Here is a 22,671-nt window from a genome sequence, read left to right on the forward strand (position 1 = left end):
AGCAGATTTACTAACTGCATATCACGGAGATAAACAATGTCTGTACCGATTACCCGTGGTGATCTTGCGAAGATGCTCTGGCCGGGATTGAACAAGATTTTCGGCCAGGAGTACGCGGAACACCCTGTTATTTACGAACGTCTGTTTAAGAAGTTCACTTCAACCAAGGCATACGAGGAAGAAGTCGGTCTGACCGGCCTCGGACTCGTGCCGATCAAGACCGAAGGCTCTCCCGTGCTGATGGATAGCATGGCTCAGGGCTACATCAAGCGCTATACGCACGTTACCTACGCTTCCGGCTTCAAGGTTACTATGGAAGCGGCTGAGGACAACCAGTACCAGCTTACGCAGCAGATGATGAGAAGTCCGCGTGCGCTGGCCTACTCGATCCGTCAGACCAAGGAAACGATTGCGGCCAACATCTTCAACCGTGGGTTTACCTCGACGTATCCGGGTGCCGACAGCCTGGAACTGTTCTCGCTGCTCCATACCAATGGCGGCGGCAACGGTGGAACCTACCAGAACGAACTGACGACTGCGGCTGACCTGAGCGAAGCGGCTCTGGAACAGGCTTCCATTGACATGGGTGCCTGGACGAACGACCGTGGCCTGAAGATCAGCGCCCAGATTACCGCACTGGTAGTCCCTGTCGCGCTGAAGTTCGAGGCGTACCGGATCACCAAGAGCGTCCTGCGTCCGGGCACGGCGAACAATGACCCCAACGCGCTGCATGCAATGGGCACCGTGCCGGAGATCATCGTATCGCCGTATCTGACCGACAGTGATGCGTGGTTCCTTCTGACGGACGTGCCCGATGGCCTGAAGTATTTTGAGCGCAAGGGCGACACGTTTGAAATCGACAACGAGTTCCTGACGATGGACGCCATCTACACCGGTCACTTCCGTTGCAGCTTTGGCTGGACTGACCCGAAAGGTGCTTTCGGATCAAGTGGGGCATAGGCTATACCTGCTTGACACAGATTGGACTGGCTTTCGGGTCAGTCCAGTCTGAATTAAAAAATATCCGAACTGCGGGTATTTCACTTATCGACGCCACTGGCGTCCGCAGGAGATGCAAATGGTATACTCAAATTTCCCTAAAGGGTTCAGGGATGGCGTGACCATTCTTGACCTTCCTCACCAGCCGCTGGTCAACCCGGCCAATAAGGTGCTCTGGGTTGATTCCGGGGCTGACCGTAACGGCGACGGTTCGTATCATGTACCGTATGCCACTGTGGCTGCCGCGATCTCTGCGGCCAGTGCCGGCGATACGATTATGATTGCCGCCGGACACACTGAGAACCTTTCCAGCGCAACCATCTTTGCCGTAGCGACCGCCAGCCTGACGTTTATCGGCATGGGCGAGGGGCAGCGTATTCCGAAGTTTACAACTACGGCTACCGCTGGCGCTCTGATGGTCACGGCAGCCAACTGCGTGTTCCAGAACCTGCGGTTCGTAGCTGGTATCGACAACACCGTGCAGGCTATCGATCTGTCGGCTGATGCCGATGGGACTATTATCCGTCGGTGTATCTTCGAGGACACGGCCAGCAACAAAGAGTTCCTGAAACACATTGACATCGCCACCACCATCGCCAACGTCATTATCGAGGACTGCGAGTTCATCTGTACCGCAGGCGGCGGCATGACGAGTTCGATCTTCTTTACAGGGTCGAGTTCCGATGTTGTGATCCGCAATAACTTCTTCTGGGTGGATGCCTCGGCCTCAGTCATCGATCACCTGACGGGCATTGCAACGAACATCCTGATCCATGACAACCGGATGGTCAACCTTGACGCTACCACCGTTCTGGGCCTCGGCATTAAATCCGACAGCACCAGCACTGGACAGGTATTCGATAACTATATCTTCTGTAGTGAAGCGGCTTCCGCGATCTTCGCGGTGACGAACGATTTCTTCGTCTGCGAGAACTACAGCACCAATAACATCAACGCCAGTGGCGTATTGCAGCCTGCTGCCGATACCATCTAACTGACGACGCCGAAGGGAGACGACAAATGAGTAAGCTTTTAGCAGCTTCCAGCGCGGGTGCCGTCATTCAGGGTATCCCGACTTCACAGATTCCGAACTCGAATAAAAAGACCATCTGGGTGGATGCTAATTTCACTCAGGGTCGGCGCGATGGCTCACGGCTCGGCCCGTATGCCACTATTGACGCGGCTATTGCCAAGGCTGCGACCGGGGATACTATCCTGATCGCTGCGGGCCATACCGAGAATATGTCTACCGCCGCCATCTTCGCCGTTGACGTTGCGGGATTGACTATCCGTGGCTTGGGCGAAGGTGAACGCAGGCCGACATTCACCTCGACTGCCGCCGCTGGCGCGTGCATGATTACTGTCGCCAATACGGTGCTGGAGAACCTCAAGTTCGTGGCGAACTTCGCTACCGGCACCACGCAGGCCATTGATCTCGCCGCCGCCGCCGATGGCACGATCATCCGTAATTGCGCCTTCCGTGATACCAGTGCGGCCAATGAGTTCCTGATCCATATCGACATCGCCACTACGATTGCGAACGTGGTGATCGAAGGCTGCGATTTCACGACCGCCGCCGGTTCGATGACAAGTTCGATTTTCTTCACCGGCACCAGCAGCAACGTTGTGATTCGCAACAACCGTTGGCAGGTGGATGCTTCGGCTTCGGTTATTGACCATCTGACCGACAACCCGTCGCTGATCCGTATCCATAACAACCGGATCGTGAACATTGATGTTACCGCTGGCCTCGTTATCGGTCTCAAGTCCGATGATGCCGGTACTGGCATTATCTATGACAATTATATCCAGTCGCCGTCCACTGGCGCTGCGGTTCTGGCGGCTACGAACGATTTTCATGTAGCGCAGAACTTCTGTAGCAACGACATTAATACCAGTGGCGTTCTCAACCCGGCTGCTGATACTTACGCGAGTTAAACTGTCCGCTTGGGAGATCGGGGCTTCGGCCCCGGTCATCCTGACATCATAATGTTAAGGAGGAATTAATGAGGCCAGTTAATGTAACAATCGGCCTGTCTCCGGCGGATGCGGATGGGATATGCGCGTCGCAGACTACTGCTGCGGCAGCCGAACTCGATCTCAGTGGCGGGGCATTAAGCGCCGCCACGGGTATCGCTCGATTGGCTACAGCCGCTCAGATCGTTATTACCTGCGCCGCCGATGAGACTGGCAACACTTTCATCGTTACCGGCGTTAATGGTAGCGGCCTGCCCGTCGAGGAACGCATTACCGGCGTAAGTGCCTCTGCGGCTACGAGCGTCCAGAGTTACCGCGAGGTGTCCCGCATCTATATTACGGGAGCCACTTCCGGCAACGTCAGCGTTGGCGTCTCCGGCTCTACGCAGTCGATTTCGGTCAACCAGACAGCCACCGCCGCAAGGGCGTTGACGATCACCGGCATAATGAGTTACGAAGCCAAGATGACCGGCTACGCCGACAACGGCGCACCCCTGCCTGTTCTGATTTATTCCGCTGGTGATGATACGGGTGATACGTTTACGATCTACGGCCAGGATGGCAACGGCGTGGATATCTCCGAAGCCGTTACCGGGGCCAACGCCGATACAGCCACCAGCACCAAGACATTCAGGAAGGTCTACGCCATCTACGACAGTGGAGCATCTACCGGAGCGGTATACGCCGGGTGGGCTTCCGATGTGGATGGTATCGCCAAGAGCCAGACGATGGCCGGGGCGGGCTACCTTGTAATGAACGGTGCCAAGTGTACCACTCAGCCGCGCCACGTATCCATCTATTCCAGTGCCGATGAATCAGCCTTCACGTTCACCGTAGTCGGCACCGACCGTACCGGCGCTCGCTTGACTGAGGACATCACCGGCCCGACCGCTGCGGCTACCGCTAAAGGCAATAAGAACTTCGCTACCGTTCAGGCTGTGTATATCAACGGCAACGCGGCTGGCAATATCACCGTCGGCTCGGCTGACGAGTGTGAAAGCAAGCCGATCATCGTTGACTACTTCACCAGCGGCATGTCGGTTGCCATTCTCCATTCCACCAGCGACAGCCAGACGCATCGCTTCCTGGTTACGCTGGATAACCTGCTGTCGGGCGAACGCAATGAGGACACCGCCCGCTGGCTGGAGGAGACCGGCACTGCAACAGCGAATGAAACATTTTCGTCTACATCCGTGGTCAAGGCGGTTCGCCTTGAGATCACCGGCCACGTTCGCGGGGCCGTTGACATGCTGATGAACTTCCCTGGGTATAACGATTAATGGGACGCACAGGTAAATACCGTCCGGGCGAGTACCTTGTTAATTGTGCGATCTGCGGGCGCAATCGGTATTCCAGTGATGTCACTAAAAACTGGAAGGGGCAAATGGTCTGTACCGACAGTTGTTTCGAGACCAGGCATCCCCATGACAGGGTGAAGGTTCGGCCCGACACCGCCAGACCTGCAAATCCACGACCGGACGGCAACCAGACCGAAGCCTTCACCCCGATGGGGACTATTACTGCGGATGACCTTCACGAGTACGATGGTGTAGCGCTGTAGGAGATGATATGCCGCGCCCGAAGAAAGGCGAAAGCAAGCAGGCTTACGTAAGCCGGGCTATCCCGATAATCGCCGATGAACACCCGGAGTTGTCCCGGAAAGCTCGTGTCGGGCGGGCGTTCGGAATGTATGACTCGCACAAAAAGAAGTGCAGACGCAGAGCCTTGACCGAATAGGCGGTGAACGATGGCTACAAGCGGTGTTGTAACTTTAAGCACCAGTCAGGACGCCCTGATCCGCCGGGCTTTCCGGCTGCTTGGATTAATACAGGTGGGTGGCACGCGCTATCCCGAAGAGATGGACAATGCGGCTGAAGCCCTGAACTCCATGCTCAAAGAGTGGGATTCTCAGGGCGTTGGTTTGTGGCTGATAAAGCCGGTCACTTTATATCCTCAAATGGATAGTGCATCTTACAACCTTGGGCCAAGCGGCGACCACGCAACGCTGTCCGGGGTCAGCACCGAGACCTCCGCTGCCGCTTCAAGCGGCGCAAGCACTATATCTGTAGATAGTGCAACAGGAATAGCGGACACATACTACATCGGTGTTGAACTGGACAGCGGTTCTTTTCAGTGGACTACCGTGAATGGTACGCCGCCCGCCTTGGTTGTAACGCTGGATGACGTACTGACCGATGATGTCGATGATGGCGCTACGGTAGTTTGCTATCAGACTAAGATCGCAAGGCCGCTCAGGATCAAGAACCCGCGTTACAAGAACAGTAGCGGCTACGAGCGTCCGCTTGATCTGTTGAGCCGGAGCGAATATCAGGGGCTGACCGACAAAACCACCGCACAGAGCGATGGGCCGACAGCCGTGTACTACGACCCTCAGCTTACCAATGGCAAACTGTACGTTTGGCCGGTAAACTCCAACGTTGACGGCGAGATACTGTTCGATGCCGAGATGCCGATGGAGATTCTGAGCGCCAGAACTGACGAACCTCTGGTCGCCAATGAGTGGCAGAACACTATCGCGCTTAATCTGGCCGCGCTTATTGGTCTTGAATATCCGCTGGAAGTAAGCAAGCAGCATCTCGCCTATGTGGATGCGCGTGCGCGGGAAGCGTTTATGAAACTCAAGCGTTGGGACGAAGAGGTCACGAGCCTCTTCCTTGGCCCTGATTTGTCAATGGGCGGTTATTTCTAATTTCACGCAGATGGAGAACTGAAACATGATACCACGCAACTTGATTAATTCTGCCCTGCGTGCGATTAATGCTATCGGGGCGAATGAAGTTCCTACCAACGACATGTTCGAGGATGCCCGCGAGCTATTGAACATGCTGCTGGACTCGTGGAGCGCGGAAGAACTACTGCCCCATGATTACGTGCAAACATCTTTCGACCTGTTGGCTGCGATAGAGAACTACACTATCGTCGATGGTGCCGAGGCTGATGCCGATGGCATCTGCGTATCTCAGGCTGTTAGTGGAGCGAGCACCCTAACCATTAATGGAGTGGGAACTGGTTCGGTGACGGTAGCCAGCGGCGTAGCTACAATGGACTACCCGCGCCACGTAAGCGTCCTGAGTGCCGGAGCTAACACGGCGGTCACTATGACCGTCGTTGGAACCAATACCTATGGCGACGCCATCAGCGAAGTCATTACTATGGGCGGCAATGGCGTTACCACTTATGGCGTTAAACAGTTCAAGACGGTCACATCGGTTACATCTTCGGGCGCGGCATCCGGCAACGTATCCGTCGGTAGCGACGCCATTATTGACATCCGCCGTCCGATCAAGATTGTATCGGCCTTCTGTCGCACCTCGGCTGGCGTCGATACGCCTGTGCTGATCGCTTCCCGCGAGCGCTTCAACGAGATCAGGGACAAGGATGAGGCTGGCACGCCGACCAAGTTGTACTATGACCGGCTGTATCCGAGCGGTGAAATCTACATCCATCCGACCCCGGCGGCTGCCGGTACACATGACCTCCACCTTGACCTGTGGTTGCCGTTCGTTACCATCTCGGCATCTTCGGTCGATACCGACATTAACCTGCCGAGCGAGTATCTGTTGGCCTTCAGATGGAACCTCGCGGCTGAACTGGCTCCTGAGTATGGCAAGAACGTGACCGAGTTCGTGTTCGCCCGTGCGGCGGAAACCAAGAACGTCATTCGGATGCTGAACAGTATGCCGCCGAAGCCGCTCAGTATGGCGTCGCCGATCCCACTGGTTAATAATCAGCCAGCGTTTAACAAGAACTAAGGATACATGACCGGACGGCAACTGATAACTTCAGCTTTGCGAGCGGTCAACGCCATCGGCAGCGATGAGGCTCCTGAGTATGGCATGTTCGAGAACGCACGCGAAACGCTGAATCTTCTACTTGGTTCGTGGAGTGCGGAGGAGTTAATGCCGCACCACTACAGCCCGGTGACGATTCCGCTGTTCGCCAATACGCCGAACTATACCATAAACAACGGGACGGCGTTCGACTCCGATGCCATCTGTCTGGCGCAAACGCCAGCGGCTGGCGGTAGTCAAGCGCTGACCATCAACGGAACGCTGGCCTCCAGCGGCGTGGCGACTACGGATGTTCCCCGCCATGTTATCATCGCTTCTACCGCCGATGATTCCGCCAGAACTTTTACCATAGTCGGCACCAATGATTATGGGGATAAGCTGACGGAAGTCGTGTCCGGCCCGAATACCGCTACGACCAGAGGACTGCAACGCTTCAAGACAGTAACGAGCGTAACGGTCGATGATGACACGGCGGGAGCTATCTCGGTAGGGACGGATTATATCATCAATGTCCGCCGCCCCGTCAAGATCGTCAGCGCCATATTGCGGGACTCCGATGGCTACGATGCGGTAATCAAGGTTATCGACAAGAACCGTTACGACGAAATTGGGGATAAGGATGAGGCCGGAGCACCCACGAAACTGTACTACGACCGGGTGAATCCTACGGGCGAGGTATACATACATCCTGTACCGGCCACCGGCGTAGCTCTGGGGATAAACACCGGGACTGAATGTATATCCAATGGCGGGTTTGGGTCATCCACCGGATGGACACTGGATGGCGGAACGTACTGGTCGATAAGCGGTGGTCAATTAATAAGAACCGCCCCGGTCAGCGAAATGCTTAATAATACTTCGTTTGACACTACCGGTTCATGGACAATTTCGGGCAACGGCAGTCAACCGGACTGGGTTATTTCCGGCGGCAAGGTGGCATTTGCACAGAACGGCGACACGCTTGAAAATCTATATCAGGCCACGGCGGATATGGTGAGTGCGCTACAGCCGCTTACGCAATATACGGTCACGGTAGTCATCGAAGCAGGCCCGGTGTTCACTAATTCCGGGCTGTATATTTCACTTGGCGCAGGTAGTGTGAACCAAGGGGCAGCGGGAACGTCATCTTACATTAACACTGCCGGAACACATGCCGAGACAGTAACGACACCGGCTGTCATCCATGCCAATGGCGTATGGCCGCTTGTTCAACTGCCCGGTCTAAGCGGAACGCAGTTCAGTATACTAAGCCTCTCCGTAACCCCGGTGGACGCCGATGATACGGTGACTCAGCTTGATGCTGATTTGGCGGCATCTTTCGTTCCGGGGGATAAGTACACCGTGACGTTCGACACTGAGGACGTTACGGATGGCACCGTATCCCCGGCGATAGGGGGCACATCCGGCCCCGCTGTGTCGTGGAATGACTCGCACTCGTTTGAAGTCACTTGCGGCGTCGGCGCGGACTTCGAGTTGGTAGCATCCAGTGATTTTACGGGCAAGGTGGACAATGTAAGCGTCTCCGATCTTCCATATAGCACGCTGACGCCAGTGGATTATCAACTTATCATGGACTTATGGCTACCGTTCGTCGAGATTGATGCCGCCAATGTCGATGATGACATCGGTCTGCCGGGAGAATACCTGCTGGCGCTGCGTTGGAATCTGGCGGCGGAGTTGGTGCCGGAATATGGTAAAGAGGTTTTGCCTTACGTCATCATCCGGGCCAGGCAGACAAAAGACACGATCAAAATGCTTAATGGGATTATTCCGAAAAAGTTCAACGCGGGCCGTCCGGTGCCATCGATCAATGGCCAGCCAGCCATAACGCGGATAGGATAAGACAATGCCAAGGATTCCATTTCCGATTGTAGGCGGTTCATACAACGGCGTATCCTCTGACGCTAATCCACAGAGGTCTATCAACTGGTATCCAGAGGATGACAAGAGTGGTGGCCGAAAGATGTTGCGGCCTACTCCGGGCCTGACTTTACTGACAACACTGCAAGAGGAATCTCTCGGCAGCGAAATGATTACCAGTGGAAACTTCAGTAGCCCTTCGCCGTGGACGCTTGCCGCCAAGTGGAGTATTAGTGGTGGCAAACTTGTGCATATCGCTGGCGCGGCGGACACTGCTTCGCAGGTGGCTGGCAGCATGGTGGCGGCCCCGGTGGCTGGTTCGACATACAGGGTGACGTTCACCGTCGAAAGTATCAGCGCCGGATTATTCACAGTAACCCTTGGCGGAGCCACTTACGCTTCCCCGATTATAGCCAGCGGAAGTTACAGTTTCGAGATAACGGCTACGGACACCACAGGCCTTATCCTGACGGCTACCGCGAGTCTGGCCGTCTCGTTGGACAGCATGAGCGTCAAGACGTTGACCTATCCGCAGTACGCCATTCGTGGTATGCTGCCGGTGGGTGACTATCTGTATGTTGTCTATGGCCCGTACCTGCGCCGCCTTGACAGCGCCTTCAGTTCGACTACGCTGAACAGCGACTGGCTGATGAACTCCACCGGACTGGTTACTATGGCGCACATCCGTTCCGGTGACGGGTTCCAGATAATGATCTGTGATGGAACGGACAAGTCCGCCTATATATATGATACCGATACGGAATTATTTACCGTGCTTAACGAACTGGACTATGACTTTCAGGGCGGCGGGTCGGTTGCGGCCCTTGATGGATACTTTCTATCCCATCAGGTCGATGGTGATCGCATCTACAACTCGGAAGTTTCTGAAGGCTTGTCTTGGGATGCCGCCGATGACAGCCGGGCATGGGTCAAGACTTCGGATATACAACGTATATACGCCCACGATCAACTGCTGTGGATATTCAAGCAGGATGGTGCGGAGGTGTTTTACAATTCCGGCGAGGCGGGGGATACGCAGCCGACCTTCCAGCGCATGAGTGGTGGGGCGATCAACATAGGCACCATCGCTTCGTGGAGCGTCGCTTCTATCAAGGACAAATTGTTCTGGCTCGGCAGCGATAAGACGGTGCAAATGGCTACCGGTCAGAGCCTGCGTACCGTAAGTACGCCGCAACTCAGCTATCAGATAGAGGCGATGGCGACGGTCAGCGATGCGGTTGGATACGGCTATACGGAAGAGGGGCACGACTTCTATGTGCTGTCATTCCCATCGACCGATGTAACTTATGTCTATGATTCGAGCATGGATGAATGGCACGAGCGGGAGAGCTACGACTCAGACAGGCAGACGGATGGGCGGCACCGCAGCAATTGCTATGCCTACTTTCAGGACAGGCATGTCGTCGGCGATTTTGCCAACACAAAACTATACGAACTTGATACTACGGTACGCACCGAGGATGGCAACAGGATCATCCGGCAAAGAATTACGCAGAATATAAATCAGGATAACCTGATGTTGTTCTTGAACCGCTTCGAGGTTCACTTCGAGGGCGGGATAGGATTAGCCAATGGGCAGGGATCGAGTCCATTGGCGATGCTGCGCGTCAGCAAAGATGGCGGGCACGTGTGGTCTGGTGTCCGTACTGCGCCAATGGGCGGCAAGGGCAATTATGATACGCGCTCGTACTGGGCGCAACTTGGCAGCGGCAGGGACTTCGCTGTATGGTTGTCCGTGTCCGACCCTGTCAAGGCTATCGTTATCGGCGCTTACCTCGACTATGAGCAAGGATACGCCTGATGGCTAATATAAACATGCGTGCCCCACTGGAAACACAGATGTTCATCGACGGGAAGATGACCAACCCGTGGAGAGAATATTTCGGGACGCTGAATAATAAACTGAATGATGCGATCACGACTATAACGCCCGTCGCCGCAGGTTCGGATGCGGTCAGTGTTGACACGCCCGTTGCCGTGAGCGGGGCGGATACGGTTAGTTTGAGCGGCTTGAATACACAGTTGGAGACGCTGGCTACCCAGATTAACGCGGTTGTCACCGCACTGAACGGACTTAAAAGTAATTTGGTGACAACGGGCGTACTGACGGGGTAACGGGAACATATAAGACAAAGATACAATCTTTTATAAGGAGCACCTATGTTCGGAATAGACGATCTGATCGCGGCTGGAGTTGGCACTGTCACCAGCGCCATCGGTGGCATTGGCGCTTACAAGGCGCAGAAGAAAGGTATTAATCAGGCGCTGGAAACGCAGCGCGAGTCCAAGGCTGCGCTCGAACCGTGGCAGCAGGCCGGAGAGGACGCGCTCAAGGAGTGGTCATCCAAGGTCATGGCTGGCCCCGGTGAATTCAAGGAGAGCGAAGGCTACAAGTGGACGCTGGGCGAAGGCGAGAAGGCCATCAAGCGCGGCGCTTCCACCAGCGCAGGCTTCGGCACGGGTGCGATGGGCAAGTCGCTCATCCGCTACGGTCAGGGACTGGCATCCAATGAGTACGACAAGTTTCAGGATCGCTACCTGAAAAGCCTCGTTCCCTACCAGCAACTCACGGGCGTAGGCCAGTGGGCGGTAGGTAATAAGATCAGCATCAATGACCAGATAGCCGATCTTGAGGTGGACAAGGGCATGGCCAAAGCCAACGCATGGGTTACGGGAGCGAACGCCGTCAGGGGTGGTATCAGCGATGCGGTCAGCCTGAGCCAGCTTGGCGGCAATCAAGTCCCGATGGGTACGTCTACTCCGCCGATCAGTCCGAGCATAGGGAGTTTCTCTGGCGGCTACAATGCGAACAATCTCAGCATGAGCAGCACCAATCCATACAGACAACCGCTGGTTCCGGGGAGGCTTTAATCATGGCGCGTATACCGTTGCAGCAAGTTGAAACCGGGCCGCTGATTGCCCCCGCTCTCCACATGGCGAACCAGATCAGGGAAGGCCGCGCCCGTGCGGCTATCACCGAAGAAACGGCAAGGAACGCCCCTGAGTCTCAGCGGCTGGCTATCGGCCAGCAGAAGGCTACGCTTGAAGGTACGCAGCAGATAAACCAGATGCGCCCGAAACAGGAAGAGCGTGCCGCCGGTCAGGATGATCGTTCCAAGGAAATCCACGGTCTTAATATGGCGAAGGGATTGCTCGAAGCCAGCAAGGCTGCGATGGCGGACGTTACCGACCCCAAGGAGTACATGCGTCGGCGCGATATAATGATTAAGCAGAACCCCACTTTCGAGGGACTGCTTGATGAACTGACTCCCGAAGAACAGACACCCGAAGGCTTTATAAAAGCGCGGGAGAAACGCGCCAACGACCTGATGAAACTGGATAAAGACCTCCAGTATAAGTTCGATGCCCTTGAAACCACCAAGCGCGGTCAGGACATCCAGCTTAAGGTCGCCGAGATATACGCCAACGCCCGTGAGGCCAACAAGACAGACCCGGAGCAACTGAAGGCCGCAGATAAACGCCTTATCTACCAGCGGCTGTACGATGAATGGGCGGATGAGTATAAGGAGCAAGTTGAAGTCGAAAACCCGGAGACTGGTCTACTGGAAAAGGTATGGCGTACCAGACCCGACGCTCCCAAGTTCGATATGAAGTGGAAGAAGCAACGCTTTGCCGAAGACCTGCAACTACTTGGCAACGATGAAACCAGTGGCGCTAAACCTAAACTGGAATACTAATGCCGAATAGCATTGAAAAACTGTACGAGGCTGGCAGCGAAAAGTTCGACCTCGGCGACTTCGATACCTTCTATAACAAGATGGGTAATCCGCAGAGCCGCCAGAAGTTCTACGCCGCCATGACCAAGCACTATGACCTTGGCGAATACGATGCGTTTGAGTCCAAGGTCAATCAAGGCTTCCTGCCGTCTGATAATCAGGAGCCGGATCAGCTTGAGGCAAGGCCGGGGTACGCCGAAGAACAGCCGCCAGCGCCAGCCGACATGGTAAGCCGCTTTGTTCAGGATAGTACCGCCAACGATCCGTTCCTGGCTGGCCTGAGCGCTGACATCGACGCCCAGCTTTCGGATACGCTTAACCTGCTGAATCAACCATCGGATATGGGTGGAAGTTACAATACGCCCATACCGGAAGATCAGCAGCAAGCCTATCTTGAGCAGAGCGCGGTAGAAAGCAACCAGCGCGGTCGTGATGCTCAAATGGATGTCGGTGATTATGATATCCAAGGCAACTTCCTTGCCGGTCAGGGTAAGGATGAGCGCGGGCATGGTAGCGATCAGTTCAAGAAACCGAATCATCCGACATTTTCCGTTGAGTCCCAGTATTCCGGGCAGGGCGGCGAACAGGGCGGAACGTGGGGCGAAGAAAACGGACAGCCGACATTTACTCCGGGGCCGAGTAATCTTAAATACCACAGCAGGAAAGAACTTGAAGATTACTTCAAAGAAGCCGAGCCGAATGTCAAGTTAAAGTGGCCGGAACAGATAGACATGGGCGCTATCCAGCCGCAGGCCGAACCGGCAAGCACCACTGACGTTGAAGGCGGACAGCCGCAGCCAGCGCCGCAGCCGATGGAGGCTGGAATCGCCGATGATGATGGGGTTCTTGGCGCGGCAGTGACGGGGACGTTGCACGGCATTTTTGGTTCACTTGGCGCTGGTACGTTCGACACGATAGCTGCTGGTGCCCGCTCGTTGCGCAAACAACTTGAAATGCCAGAAACCGACCTGACCAGACGGTCAGGCATATCCGCTCTACCAGAAAGCGCCACCGAAATTGGGGCATCAAAAATAGCGGATAAACTTACCAAGATGGCTGAGAAATATCAGCAGCCAGAAGACTTGCAGGGGAAGAACCTCTATGACAACCCTGAGATCATCCTTGATCCAAGGTTCACTGCTTATGGATTAGGAGATATGTTGCCATCGTTCTTGGCCGCGATGATACCATCGACGGCTGCCCTTAAATTTGGGCGGCCTGTCGCGGGCGCAGTCGGTGGGGCGACGGCGGGCTTGATGGAAGGCGCTGGCATTTATCGTGAGACTCTGGATCGCGGCGGATCGCACGACGAAGCACTAAGGAATATGTTGTATATGACCGTTGGTGCTGGCTTGCTGAATAAAATAGGTTTCGACCGCATGTTCGCCAAGGGCGTCAAGGGTAAGCGACTCATTAAGAATACGGCGACGATGTTCGTCGAAGCGATCACCGAGTATCTGGAAGAGCCGCTTGGCGCGACGATCTTGGGCGTGCCCAAGGAAGAATTTATCCAACGTATGAAGGATGGTTTGGCCGTACTCGTGCCCGCCGCATTTATGGGTGGAGTCGGCAGCGTAACGAGCGACAAGATAGAAGACAGGCAGAATCGCAAGAACTTAGAAAGATATATGAAGCCGTTCATCGAGAACCCACAACAGTTCATCGATGACAGGCTGGCTTTTATTAACAGCTTAGAGCAGAAAGCCGCTCCTACCGACGAGGCCAAGCAGCCGTCCACCGGCATGACCGCCGAAGAAGAAACTGCGCTGAAGGCTGAAGAGGCAACAACTGAAGCCGCCGAAACAGAGCCAGCCGAAGTCAAGTCCGTACTGGACGAACTGTACGGGCCAGAAGAACGGCCTACGGCTGCACCAGTAGTTCCAACCGAAGACATCTCCGCCCAAACGCAGACCGAACTCGATGAGGCTGCCGCTGGCATGGACATTTCTGCGTCCGTAGCTGCACAGGAAGCTCGTGGCGAAGAGATCACTGCCGAGCCTACCCCTGATATACCCGCAGGGGAGATCGCCGCTGAAACGAGCCGTGAGTCGGCGGTTTCTGGGGAACGTACCATAGAACGTCGCTTGTCCGATAGGGAAGTTGAAGTTGAGCGCCGTCTGTCCGAACAAGCGCCGATCATGGGCGTGGATGATGAGCGTGTGCCGTTTATCAACGCCGATGTCGAACGCCTTGGCTCGGCTGAAGCCGTAGCCGAACGCTATGATACCGATAGCGCGGAAGATAGGTATGCCCGGCAGCACGCGGAGAAGATATTCGGACAAGCAGGTCAGGAATTAACTCTTGCCAAATCCGGCAGGCCATACAAGACTCAGCAGGCTGCCAGCCGCGTAGCCCGTAAGCTTGGGGCCGACTACGAAGCGGTTCCAACCGAAGGCGGTTTCGGCATCCGTAAGGCCGAGACTACGGCCAAGCTTGTATCTGAAGCTGTACAGGTCGAACCGACGATTGATACCGAAGCGGTATCAACTGGTTCCGAAATGGAATCAGTTGCACAGGCTAAACGCATGGTTGCTGGAATGGACTACGATGGCATCCAGAAGCTTATTGATGACCGCGAGACGGAACTGGAAGAGCAAGGCGTTACGGATTATCAAGAACAATCCAATGACCCGCTGCTGACCGCGCTATACGAGGAGCGCTTTGCAGTAGAGCGCGAAAATATGCGGAACCTCGATTCTAACGTCAGGCGTGAACTTAAGGCAAGCGTACCGGCCATACCGGAAATGTTCCCGCGTAGGCTGAAGGCGGGCGTAGAACCTTCTGCGGAGACGCTTGATTTTATCTTAAGAGACGAATTTGGAATTAATCCCAAAAGCCAGACCGCTACATACTTTACATCGCAGGCAGTTAAACGGCTATTTGGGGGCGATTATACTTCTAAGCAAAGTTTGAAAAAAGCACACGAAGGCATTACCAAGACCCTTATAAATGGTTGGGCAAGAGAGCACAATCTCGACTCGGATGGAATCTTTTCTCCGGTATCTGGATTGGGACAGGGGGAACAGCGGGCGATCTTGGAATATTTTAGCAAGGTGGCGGACAATATCATTACCACCGTCCGCAACCAGTTGTTATCCACGACAGATGCCATTGCACCCAATTTGGGTACAAGTGTTCCCAAAATAGGAACAACCCCGTCGAAATCGATGGGATTAGAATCGGCTGAACGTCAGGCAGAGCCTCGTCCAAGTGATACCGATGTCATACTGGCTTCTTCCGGCAGGCCGTTCGTAACCGAACAAGCCGCTAAACGGTTCGCCGCCACAAGGGGCGAGGGATACGAAGCGGTTCCTTATGGCGACAAATGGGCCGTCAAGAAACCTGCGCCGAAGCCGAAGCGGGAACTGACCGAGGAAGAACGGGCTAAGGTCGAAAAGGAACTTGACAAGTTGGAGCGGGAAGCCGGTGTCCTTGATGTAACCCCGCGCAAGAGTATCGGTATGCATATCGACAAGCCGGGGGCCATCGATGAGTTGGCGGCTGAAGAAGAAGGGCCGCCGGAAGGCATACAGTTCTCCATCGCTTCTTCCCGTCCCGCTGGCGAACCGGGCATGGGCGTCATTGAAGTAATGAAAATACTTGACCCGATCAAGGGTAAGTTCAATATACCGATCAGGGTACTCGGCTCGGCTGAGGACATAGAAGATGCCGAAACAAGGGAAGCCGCCCTTGCCGAATTAAAGAAGGGCAGCGTCATCTCCGGCTACTATGATGACAAGGCTAACAACAGGCGTGGCGAGATTGTCCTGCTGGCCGATGGCATCCGTAACGAGAAGGAACTACTGGAAGCCGTTCTACCGCATGAGATAGCCCACTACGGCATACAGGGCGTGCTCGGCAAGGAGGGCTACAAGGCTTTCCTGGCCGACTTGCGTAGCGATCCGGTTATCGGGCCGCAGATTAACGCACTGATTAAACAACATGGTTGGAAGCCTGACTACGCCGCTGGCGAATGGTGGGCCAACAACGCCGAAGGTAAAAATCCAGATGAGATATCGCCGACCATCTGGCAGCGTATCGTCATACTGTTCAGGAAAGCCATGCGTGCCATGCGCGGGGCCAAGCGGTGGAGATTTACCAACATCGAAATAGACAACATGCTGCGGAAGGGGTATGAGTATGCGACGGCCAAAGATGCTGCCGAGATACGAGCCGGAACCGGCGAAGCTGCATTCAAAACGCAGTCGCTCAACGACCTTGTGACGCAACTGGCCCAGATTGAGAAATCGATTTCCGAATTGCCACCGGTCAGGAACGCCATGCCGACTACCGGCATACGCCAGCGGCTGGAAACCAAGGCTCAGGAACTTGAAGAACGCATAGCCAATTGGGATGGGCCACAATTCAGGAGCAGGAAGGCCGAGGGCGAAGGCATGGAGCGCAAGATCACTGATGCGGCCCGTGCTGATGCGGAACAGTCACTCGATGACATGCGCAAGGATGTTATGGAGTACGCCAAGAGATACATCCCCGGCAGCGGTATGAGCCGTGACGAAGCCCGGAAACATCTTAACGCCATACACAATGCCAAGGATACCAATGCACTCGCCGGGGCTTTCGTCCGGTTAGAGGCTGCGGTCATGGGCGAAGAAGATGGCCTTGGCGTGGACTCGCAGGGGAACGTCATCCGCACCACTTTCGAGTTGCCGGAAGAAACACGGTTGCAGCATCTGCGCCGCTGGTTACAGGACTCGATGGCTCGGTTACAGACAGTCCAGAAAGAAATAGTCAAGCAGACCGGTAAAGAGATCACGCCTGAAATGGATGCCAACATGAGGCAGGTACTGGAAGTTGGCCGGGCGGCTCACCGTGTCGAGAAGTTCATGGAGAAGATGGTGCGGGGCAAGGAAAGTTTCCTTGGCCGCATGAATGAGGCTGGTATTAATCAGCGGGACTTCTCTCTGTACCTGACGGCCCTGCATACGGAAGAGCGCCGGAACGCTACCATTGGCCGCAAAATAGAGAAGGCACGTAGCGAAAAGCAGGCGACGTATTGGCGCACCCGGCTGAATGATGAGAACGATGATTTCGGCAGCGGTATGAGCATGAAAACAGCCAAGCGCGTTATCAAAGACATGCAGGCGTGGCATCCCGATATCCAGAAATTCGCCGAAGAGTTTTACGATAATACAACGCGGGCCGCCCTGCGGATGAGACTGGAAAGCGGACTGATCTCACAAGAGTTTTATGACAAGCTGAACGAAACGTACAAGAATTACGTTCCGCTAAAGGGCCGGAGCGATATCGAAAGCAAGCGTCCAGGCGTAAGTAAGACCACTGGAATGCTTGCGACCGGCATACGCAAGGCTCGTGGCCGCCAGTCTGATGCTGATGACCCCTTCGCCCAGACGCTGGTTGATTTTACTGATGCCATCACCCGTTCCGAGCAGAACCGGGTACGTCAGGCGTTCCTGAAACTTGTCGAGGCCAATCCTGAACCGGGCGTGTGGAGCACGCAGCCTGCTCCCGAACCAGTGGAGTCCATTGGTGAGGAAGGCAACATCCAGTATGAAGAGCCGCTGCGTAAGTACGATGACAACGTACTGGAAGTTCGCGTAGACGGAGAGTCTCACCTGATCTCCATCCATGACATCCCCTTGTCGCAAAGTATGAAGGGCTTGGGCATGGAGCGCAGTTTCCAGTTCTTCAGCGCGATCAATAGTTATCTGCGGGCCGTAAACATTATGCTCTCGCCGGAGTTCCTGATAACGAACTTTGAGCGCGATCTCCAAACGGCACTCGTTCATGTGTCTGGTGAGCAGAGTGCAAAGATGGCGGGGCAGACGCTCAAGCACCTGCCGAGCGCGATGAAGGGCATCTGGAAAGACCTGCGCGGTAAGAACAATGAATGGTCTCAGTATTATGAAGAGATGAAAGAAGTGGGTGGCAAGGTAAGTTGGATGCGTCTTGAGAGCACGCCGGAGATGATGAGGAAGATCGAAAAGGAACTGAAGAACCTCAACGAGAACGATGTTGCCAAGTCGCTGGAGGCGTTCAAGGCTGTCGGCAGGCTGGTGGAAAATGCCAACGAAGTCGTTGAGATGGGAACGAGGCTCGCCTTCTATCGGACGATGCGCGAGAATGGGTTCTCCGCCGATAAGGCTGCGCAAGCCGCCAAGGAACTGACCGTAAACTTTAACACTCGTGGGCAGGTCGGCCCGCTCATCAACAGCTTGTGGCTATTCGCCAACGCCGGAGTCCAGGGTAGCTATAGAATCGTTTTCAAAGCTCTTAAGCACAAGAGGGTGCAACAGATAGTCGGTGGCATAGTCGTACTCGGCTTTCTCCAGAGCCTGTTCAATCGCTGGATGGATGATGATGAGTGGGATCAGTTCAGCGATTACAATAAAGACAACTATTGGATGTGGATGATGCCGAACGGCAAGACCGTTGCGGTCAAGGTGCCATACGGCTACAACGTCTTTAAGGTGGCCGGGAACCTCGCCGAAGAGGCTGCGTTCGGCAACCTGACGCTCGGCCAAGCCGGTAAGCGTATGTTCTCAGCCGTCAACGATGCGTTCAACCCCTTGGGCGGCGGATCGTTCTCGCAATTCCTGTCGCCGACGGCCTTCGACCCGCTGGTGCAGATAACTGAGAACAAGAACTTCTACGGTGGCCCGATCACGAAGGAGCAGCCGGAGTACGCGCCAGATCAACCAGCCCACACGTTGCATTTCAAGGGCGTAAGTATCTGGGCCAAAGCGCTGACGAAGTGGCTGAATAAAATAACTGGCGGCACAGATGTCGTGAGTGGCAAGGTGGATGTCAACCCGGAGATGATAGATCACTTCTCGGATTGGGTTGGCGGCGGACTCGGCAGGTTCATAACCAATACGATTAACCTTGGCGCTACTGCAATCAGCGAGCGCGACCTGCCGCAGATCGAAAAGATTCCGGTGGCTCGCCAGATGCTTAGAGAGAGCAGCGAGTGGGTGGATACCGGCTACATATATGAAACGCTCAATCGTTCGGGCGCAAACATATTGTCGGCGAAAGAAATGGAGCATTTCAACGAAGCCGTTGAACGCGCATCGGCGGCGGGGAAGATAACACCGACGCAAAAGGATCGCTATCTCAAGGATATGCGGAGTAATCAGGCTGCCGCTGAAGCATCGCTACAAGGTTCCCCGGCGAGGGCAAGTCTGCTTGCCCGCTACGAGGCGTTCCACTCTACGCCGCTGGAAGACCGCGATAAGAGCGAGATAAAGGAAATTCATAAACTCATTAATGAGCATAACCGGCGGGCGGTTAAGTCGGGCGAGCAGAAAATCTCTGAGCAGGCACTGGATTATCGCAGGGATAGGGCATACGAGAAATTATATGGACGCAAAAGACCAAAACAGCGCGGCGAATCTCAAGGACGTCCTCGGCCTCCAGAGCCGCCAAGACCCAATAGAAAACCTATTAGATAGGAGCAGTTATGGCTGATCGAGCGTTACAAATCTTAGCGCCGCGTTACAAAAGCTGGAAGGACGACGGCACCGTCAACTCCGGCGGATTTATCTACTTCTACGAGGCTGGCACCACCACGCTGAAGGATACCTATCAGGATGCTGAGGCCACCGTCGCCAATGCCAATCCCGTAGAACTCAATAGCCGTGGCGAGGCGGCTATCTATGGTCGCGGAACTTATAAGATCATAGAGAAGGACAGCGATGAGGTGCAAATCGGCGATGCGATGGATGGCGTACTCTTTCTGGATGTGACCGATGACATCCTGGCCTTGCTGAACGATGCCACTACGGCTCAGATGCGAAGCACGCTCGGCCTTGGAACGGCGGCCACGAAGAACGCTGGAACGTCTGCGGGTGAAGTTCTCCTGCTCGCCGTCTCCGGCACCCTGCCAGCGCTGGATGCCTCGAATCTGACCAACGTAGCCCAAGGGCAGGGGCCGCTGCCGTATGGATACAAGAAGGGTCTGACGCTATCCGTTGGAACCAATACAACCACGTTCGGCATTTCTGCTGGGGCGTGCCGGAGTAGTGGCAACGTCGCCAATATGGCATTGACTTCGGCCTACACCAAGACTATGGCATCCTGGGCGGTGGGTACTGCCGCCGGGAGTCTCGATGCCGGTTCGGTGGCTACATCCACATGGTATCACGTCTATGCCATTTACAACGCCACAACGGGAGTGACCGACATACTGACATCCCTCAGCGCAACCGACCCAGACCCGCCGGAAGGGTATGCGACATTCCGGCGCATTGGCGCTCTCCTGACTGATGGCACGCCGTATATCACCACCTTTGTTCAGTACGGCGATGAGTTCCTGTGGAAAGACCCGCCGCTGGATGTTGATCTGGATGGAACCCTTGGGGCCACCGCATCGCTCCATGCGTTATCGACGCCCCTTGGCGTTCAGGTTCGGGCCATACTAAACATGGCCGGTACTCATGCCTCGACCGTGACCGCTATTTATGCCAGCAGCCCGGATGTTACTGATGAAGCGCCGGATTATAACGCGAACTCGCTCGTAGGGCAGATCAACACAGCATCAACGACTGCGGCGACCGCCACGGCGGGGCATGTTGTCATTCGTACCGATACCAGTAGCCAGATCAGGTTGCGGGCATCGAACGCGAGTACGTACTGTAGCGTCACGACACTTGGCTGGATCGAAAACTTTTAAGGAGGCCACATGAGTTTCTTCAAAAGCGGGTTCTTTGACACGGGAGCCAGTGGCCTCGGTCAGAGGGAAAAAACAAACGAGATTACCACCACTGATGCCACGGCAACGGATATCCTGTCAATACCGCTTGCCGAAGGCCAGACAATGAGTCTCGAAGTTCAGATCACCGGCAGGCGGACGGACAGCGGCAACGCTGGCCTGTCGGTTTCGTACCGGCTGGCCGGGGCTTTCAAGCGTAACGCCAGCGGCAATGTTACACAGGTCAGCCTGACACAGAGCGATCCCGTGTTCTTTGATGATGGGGCCGCATGGGATGCCACGCTGAATGCCGATACCACCAATCAAACGGTGGACGTTCGCGTTACCGGTGAGATTGATGTTACGATAAAGTGGACAGCAAGAGCCAATTACACTATTCAGAGTTCATAGGAGGAACGATGAGCAGAAAACTGATTTATAGGGGTGCGATACAGGCACTGGCTGCGGTCGTTCTCCTGTGCGCCCCCTTGTTCGCCCAGATAACGGCGGTAACGACTCCCGGCTTTAAGAACGGGACGCTGACCGTAGGCCGGGATGCCGACAGTCTATACAAGTTGCCATCCGTGGCTACGGCAGAAACGGGTTACGTCATGCTATCCAACGGATTGAACGGTGAGATGACGTGGGGAACCTCCTCGGCCTCCGGCGATACCGTAATCCTCGGCAGTGACACAATCTTTGTAGCGCAGATCGCCAAGGATACGGCTAACGCCCGCTGGAAACTGCTTGGCGATACCGTCCAGACCGACAGCACGGTTCGCATGGATGGGGATATGACGTATATCCGCAATGTCCGGCTCGGCGAGTCCGGTGGCGTCGGCGGCAACGTCACGTCGTCCACGGCAATATCCATTGATGTCTTAATCCCGACAGAGAACAGTTTTGCTACCACAAAGTTCTATGTGGATAGTCTGCTGGCGAAGGCGATTCTTGATTCTGCCGCAACGGTTCGTGGCGAAATAAGAGATACCGCTACCGCAGTCTGGAATGATAGCGTCGGGGCAGTCGAGACCCGTGCCCGCGAAGATGCCGGGGATACGGCGGCAGTGTATCTGGACTTAGCTAAGGCCGACATGCGGGATAGCTCTACCGTGGTCTGGAACGATTCCATCCCGGCCTATACCAGCCGCGATTCGACACGCAACAAGGTTCTCCGTCCTAATACCCTGCCGGATTCATCGGTAAGCGGTGAAGTATTCTACGCTATCGCCGGAGCCGCCTTGACATTCGGTGATCTCGTTTACTGGCGCAACGATACTCTGTTCCTTGCCAACGGTGACACCACGGGCGCAACTTACCTGCTCCCTGCCGCAGCCATGAGTGCAGACAAGACGACCAGTTCGGGCGCTGTAGGTATGTTCCTGCGCACCGGCTATGCCCGCGCCGAGGGCTGGATACACCTGCCTATTGGCGGCGTGGTCTACGTAGATACCGTGGCTACCGGCCAGATGAGTCGCTACGCCCCGACCGTGGCAGGTATGGGTTCACAGCCCGTGGGGGTGACGGTGGATTCGACTTCCGGCGTGGTCGATTTCCGGCCCACTTACGTCATAACGGTGAAGTAGGGGAGGGC

Annotated in this window: 15 protein-coding genes; all 15 read left to right on the top strand. The window is 55.2% G+C overall.

All coding sequences use genetic code 11. The annotated features are described in order from the left end of the window. Positions 1-36: 36 nt before the first annotated feature. The 15 genes from C4542_08135 (at position 37) to C4542_08205 (ending at position 22,663) form a co-directional block, all read left to right on the top strand. On the top strand, positions 37-960 hold the full coding sequence (locus C4542_08135) for a hypothetical protein (protein RJO60807.1): 924 nt from the start codon (positions 37-39) through the stop codon (positions 958-960). 118 nt (positions 961-1,078) lie between these two features. Next, positions 1,079-1,993 carry a hypothetical protein gene (locus C4542_08140; protein RJO60808.1) on the top strand — a complete coding sequence of 305 codons (915 nt, stop codon included), beginning with the start codon at positions 1,079-1,081 and terminating at the stop codon, positions 1,991-1,993. Positions 1,994-2,019: 26 nt separating this feature from the next. Further along, positions 2,020-2,937 carry a hypothetical protein gene (locus C4542_08145; protein RJO60809.1) on the top strand — a complete coding sequence of 306 codons (918 nt, stop codon included), beginning with the start codon at positions 2,020-2,022 and terminating at the stop codon, positions 2,935-2,937. Between the two features lie 68 nt (positions 2,938-3,005). After that, positions 3,006-4,256, top strand: a complete 1,251-nt coding sequence (locus C4542_08150; protein RJO60810.1) for a hypothetical protein — start codon at positions 3,006-3,008, stop codon at positions 4,254-4,256. 467 nt (positions 4,257-4,723) lie between these two features. Continuing rightward, the gene (locus C4542_08155; protein RJO60811.1) at positions 4,724-5,686 is read left to right on the top strand and encodes a hypothetical protein; all 963 of its coding nucleotides are present in this window, start codon (positions 4,724-4,726) and stop codon (positions 5,684-5,686) included. Positions 5,687-5,711: 25 nt separating this feature from the next. Beyond that, entirely contained in the window at positions 5,712-6,749 is a 1,038-nt protein-coding gene (locus C4542_08160) for a hypothetical protein (protein RJO60812.1), read from the top strand. Positions 6,750-6,755: 6 nt separating this feature from the next. After that, positions 6,756-8,630, top strand: coding sequence for a hypothetical protein (locus C4542_08165; protein ID RJO60813.1), 1,875 nt, complete (start codon positions 6,756-6,758; stop codon positions 8,628-8,630). A gap of 121 nt (positions 8,631-8,751) precedes the next feature. After that, positions 8,752-10,470 carry a hypothetical protein gene (locus tag C4542_08170; protein RJO60814.1) on the top strand — a complete coding sequence of 573 codons (1,719 nt, stop codon included), beginning with the start codon at positions 8,752-8,754 and terminating at the stop codon, positions 10,468-10,470. Further along, positions 10,470-10,784, top strand: a complete 315-nt coding sequence (locus C4542_08175; GenBank protein RJO60815.1) for a hypothetical protein — start codon at positions 10,470-10,472, stop codon at positions 10,782-10,784. Before C4542_08170 ends, C4542_08175 begins: the two co-directional genes overlap by 1 nt. Positions 10,785-10,829: 45 nt before the next feature. After that, entirely contained in the window at positions 10,830-11,540 is a 711-nt protein-coding gene (locus C4542_08180) for a hypothetical protein (GenBank protein ID RJO60816.1), read from the top strand. A 2-nt stretch (positions 11,541-11,542) separates the two neighbouring features. Further along, positions 11,543-12,367, top strand: coding sequence for a hypothetical protein (locus tag C4542_08185; protein RJO60817.1), 825 nt, complete (start codon positions 11,543-11,545; stop codon positions 12,365-12,367). Then, the gene (locus C4542_08190) at positions 12,367-19,839 is read left to right on the top strand and encodes a hypothetical protein (protein ID RJO60818.1); all 7,473 of its coding nucleotides are present in this window, start codon (positions 12,367-12,369) and stop codon (positions 19,837-19,839) included. Before C4542_08185 ends, C4542_08190 begins: the two co-directional genes overlap by 1 nt. Before the next feature lie 8 nt (positions 19,840-19,847). Next, the gene (locus C4542_08195) at positions 19,848-21,059 is read left to right on the top strand and encodes a hypothetical protein (protein ID RJO60819.1); all 1,212 of its coding nucleotides are present in this window, start codon (positions 19,848-19,850) and stop codon (positions 21,057-21,059) included. Between the two features lie 9 nt (positions 21,060-21,068). Next, positions 21,069-21,488: a hypothetical protein gene (locus C4542_08200; protein RJO60820.1), complete on the top strand. Its 420-nt coding sequence runs from the start codon at positions 21,069-21,071 to the stop codon at positions 21,486-21,488. Positions 21,489-21,496: 8 nt separating this feature from the next. After that, positions 21,497-22,663, top strand: a complete 1,167-nt coding sequence (locus C4542_08205; GenBank protein RJO60821.1) for a hypothetical protein — start codon at positions 21,497-21,499, stop codon at positions 22,661-22,663. Positions 22,664-22,671: the final 8 nt, after the last annotated feature.

It is taken from the genome of Dehalococcoidia bacterium, assembly GCA_003597995.1.
Classification (GTDB): domain Bacteria; phylum Chloroflexota; class Dehalococcoidia; order Dehalococcoidales; family UBA1222; genus SURF-27.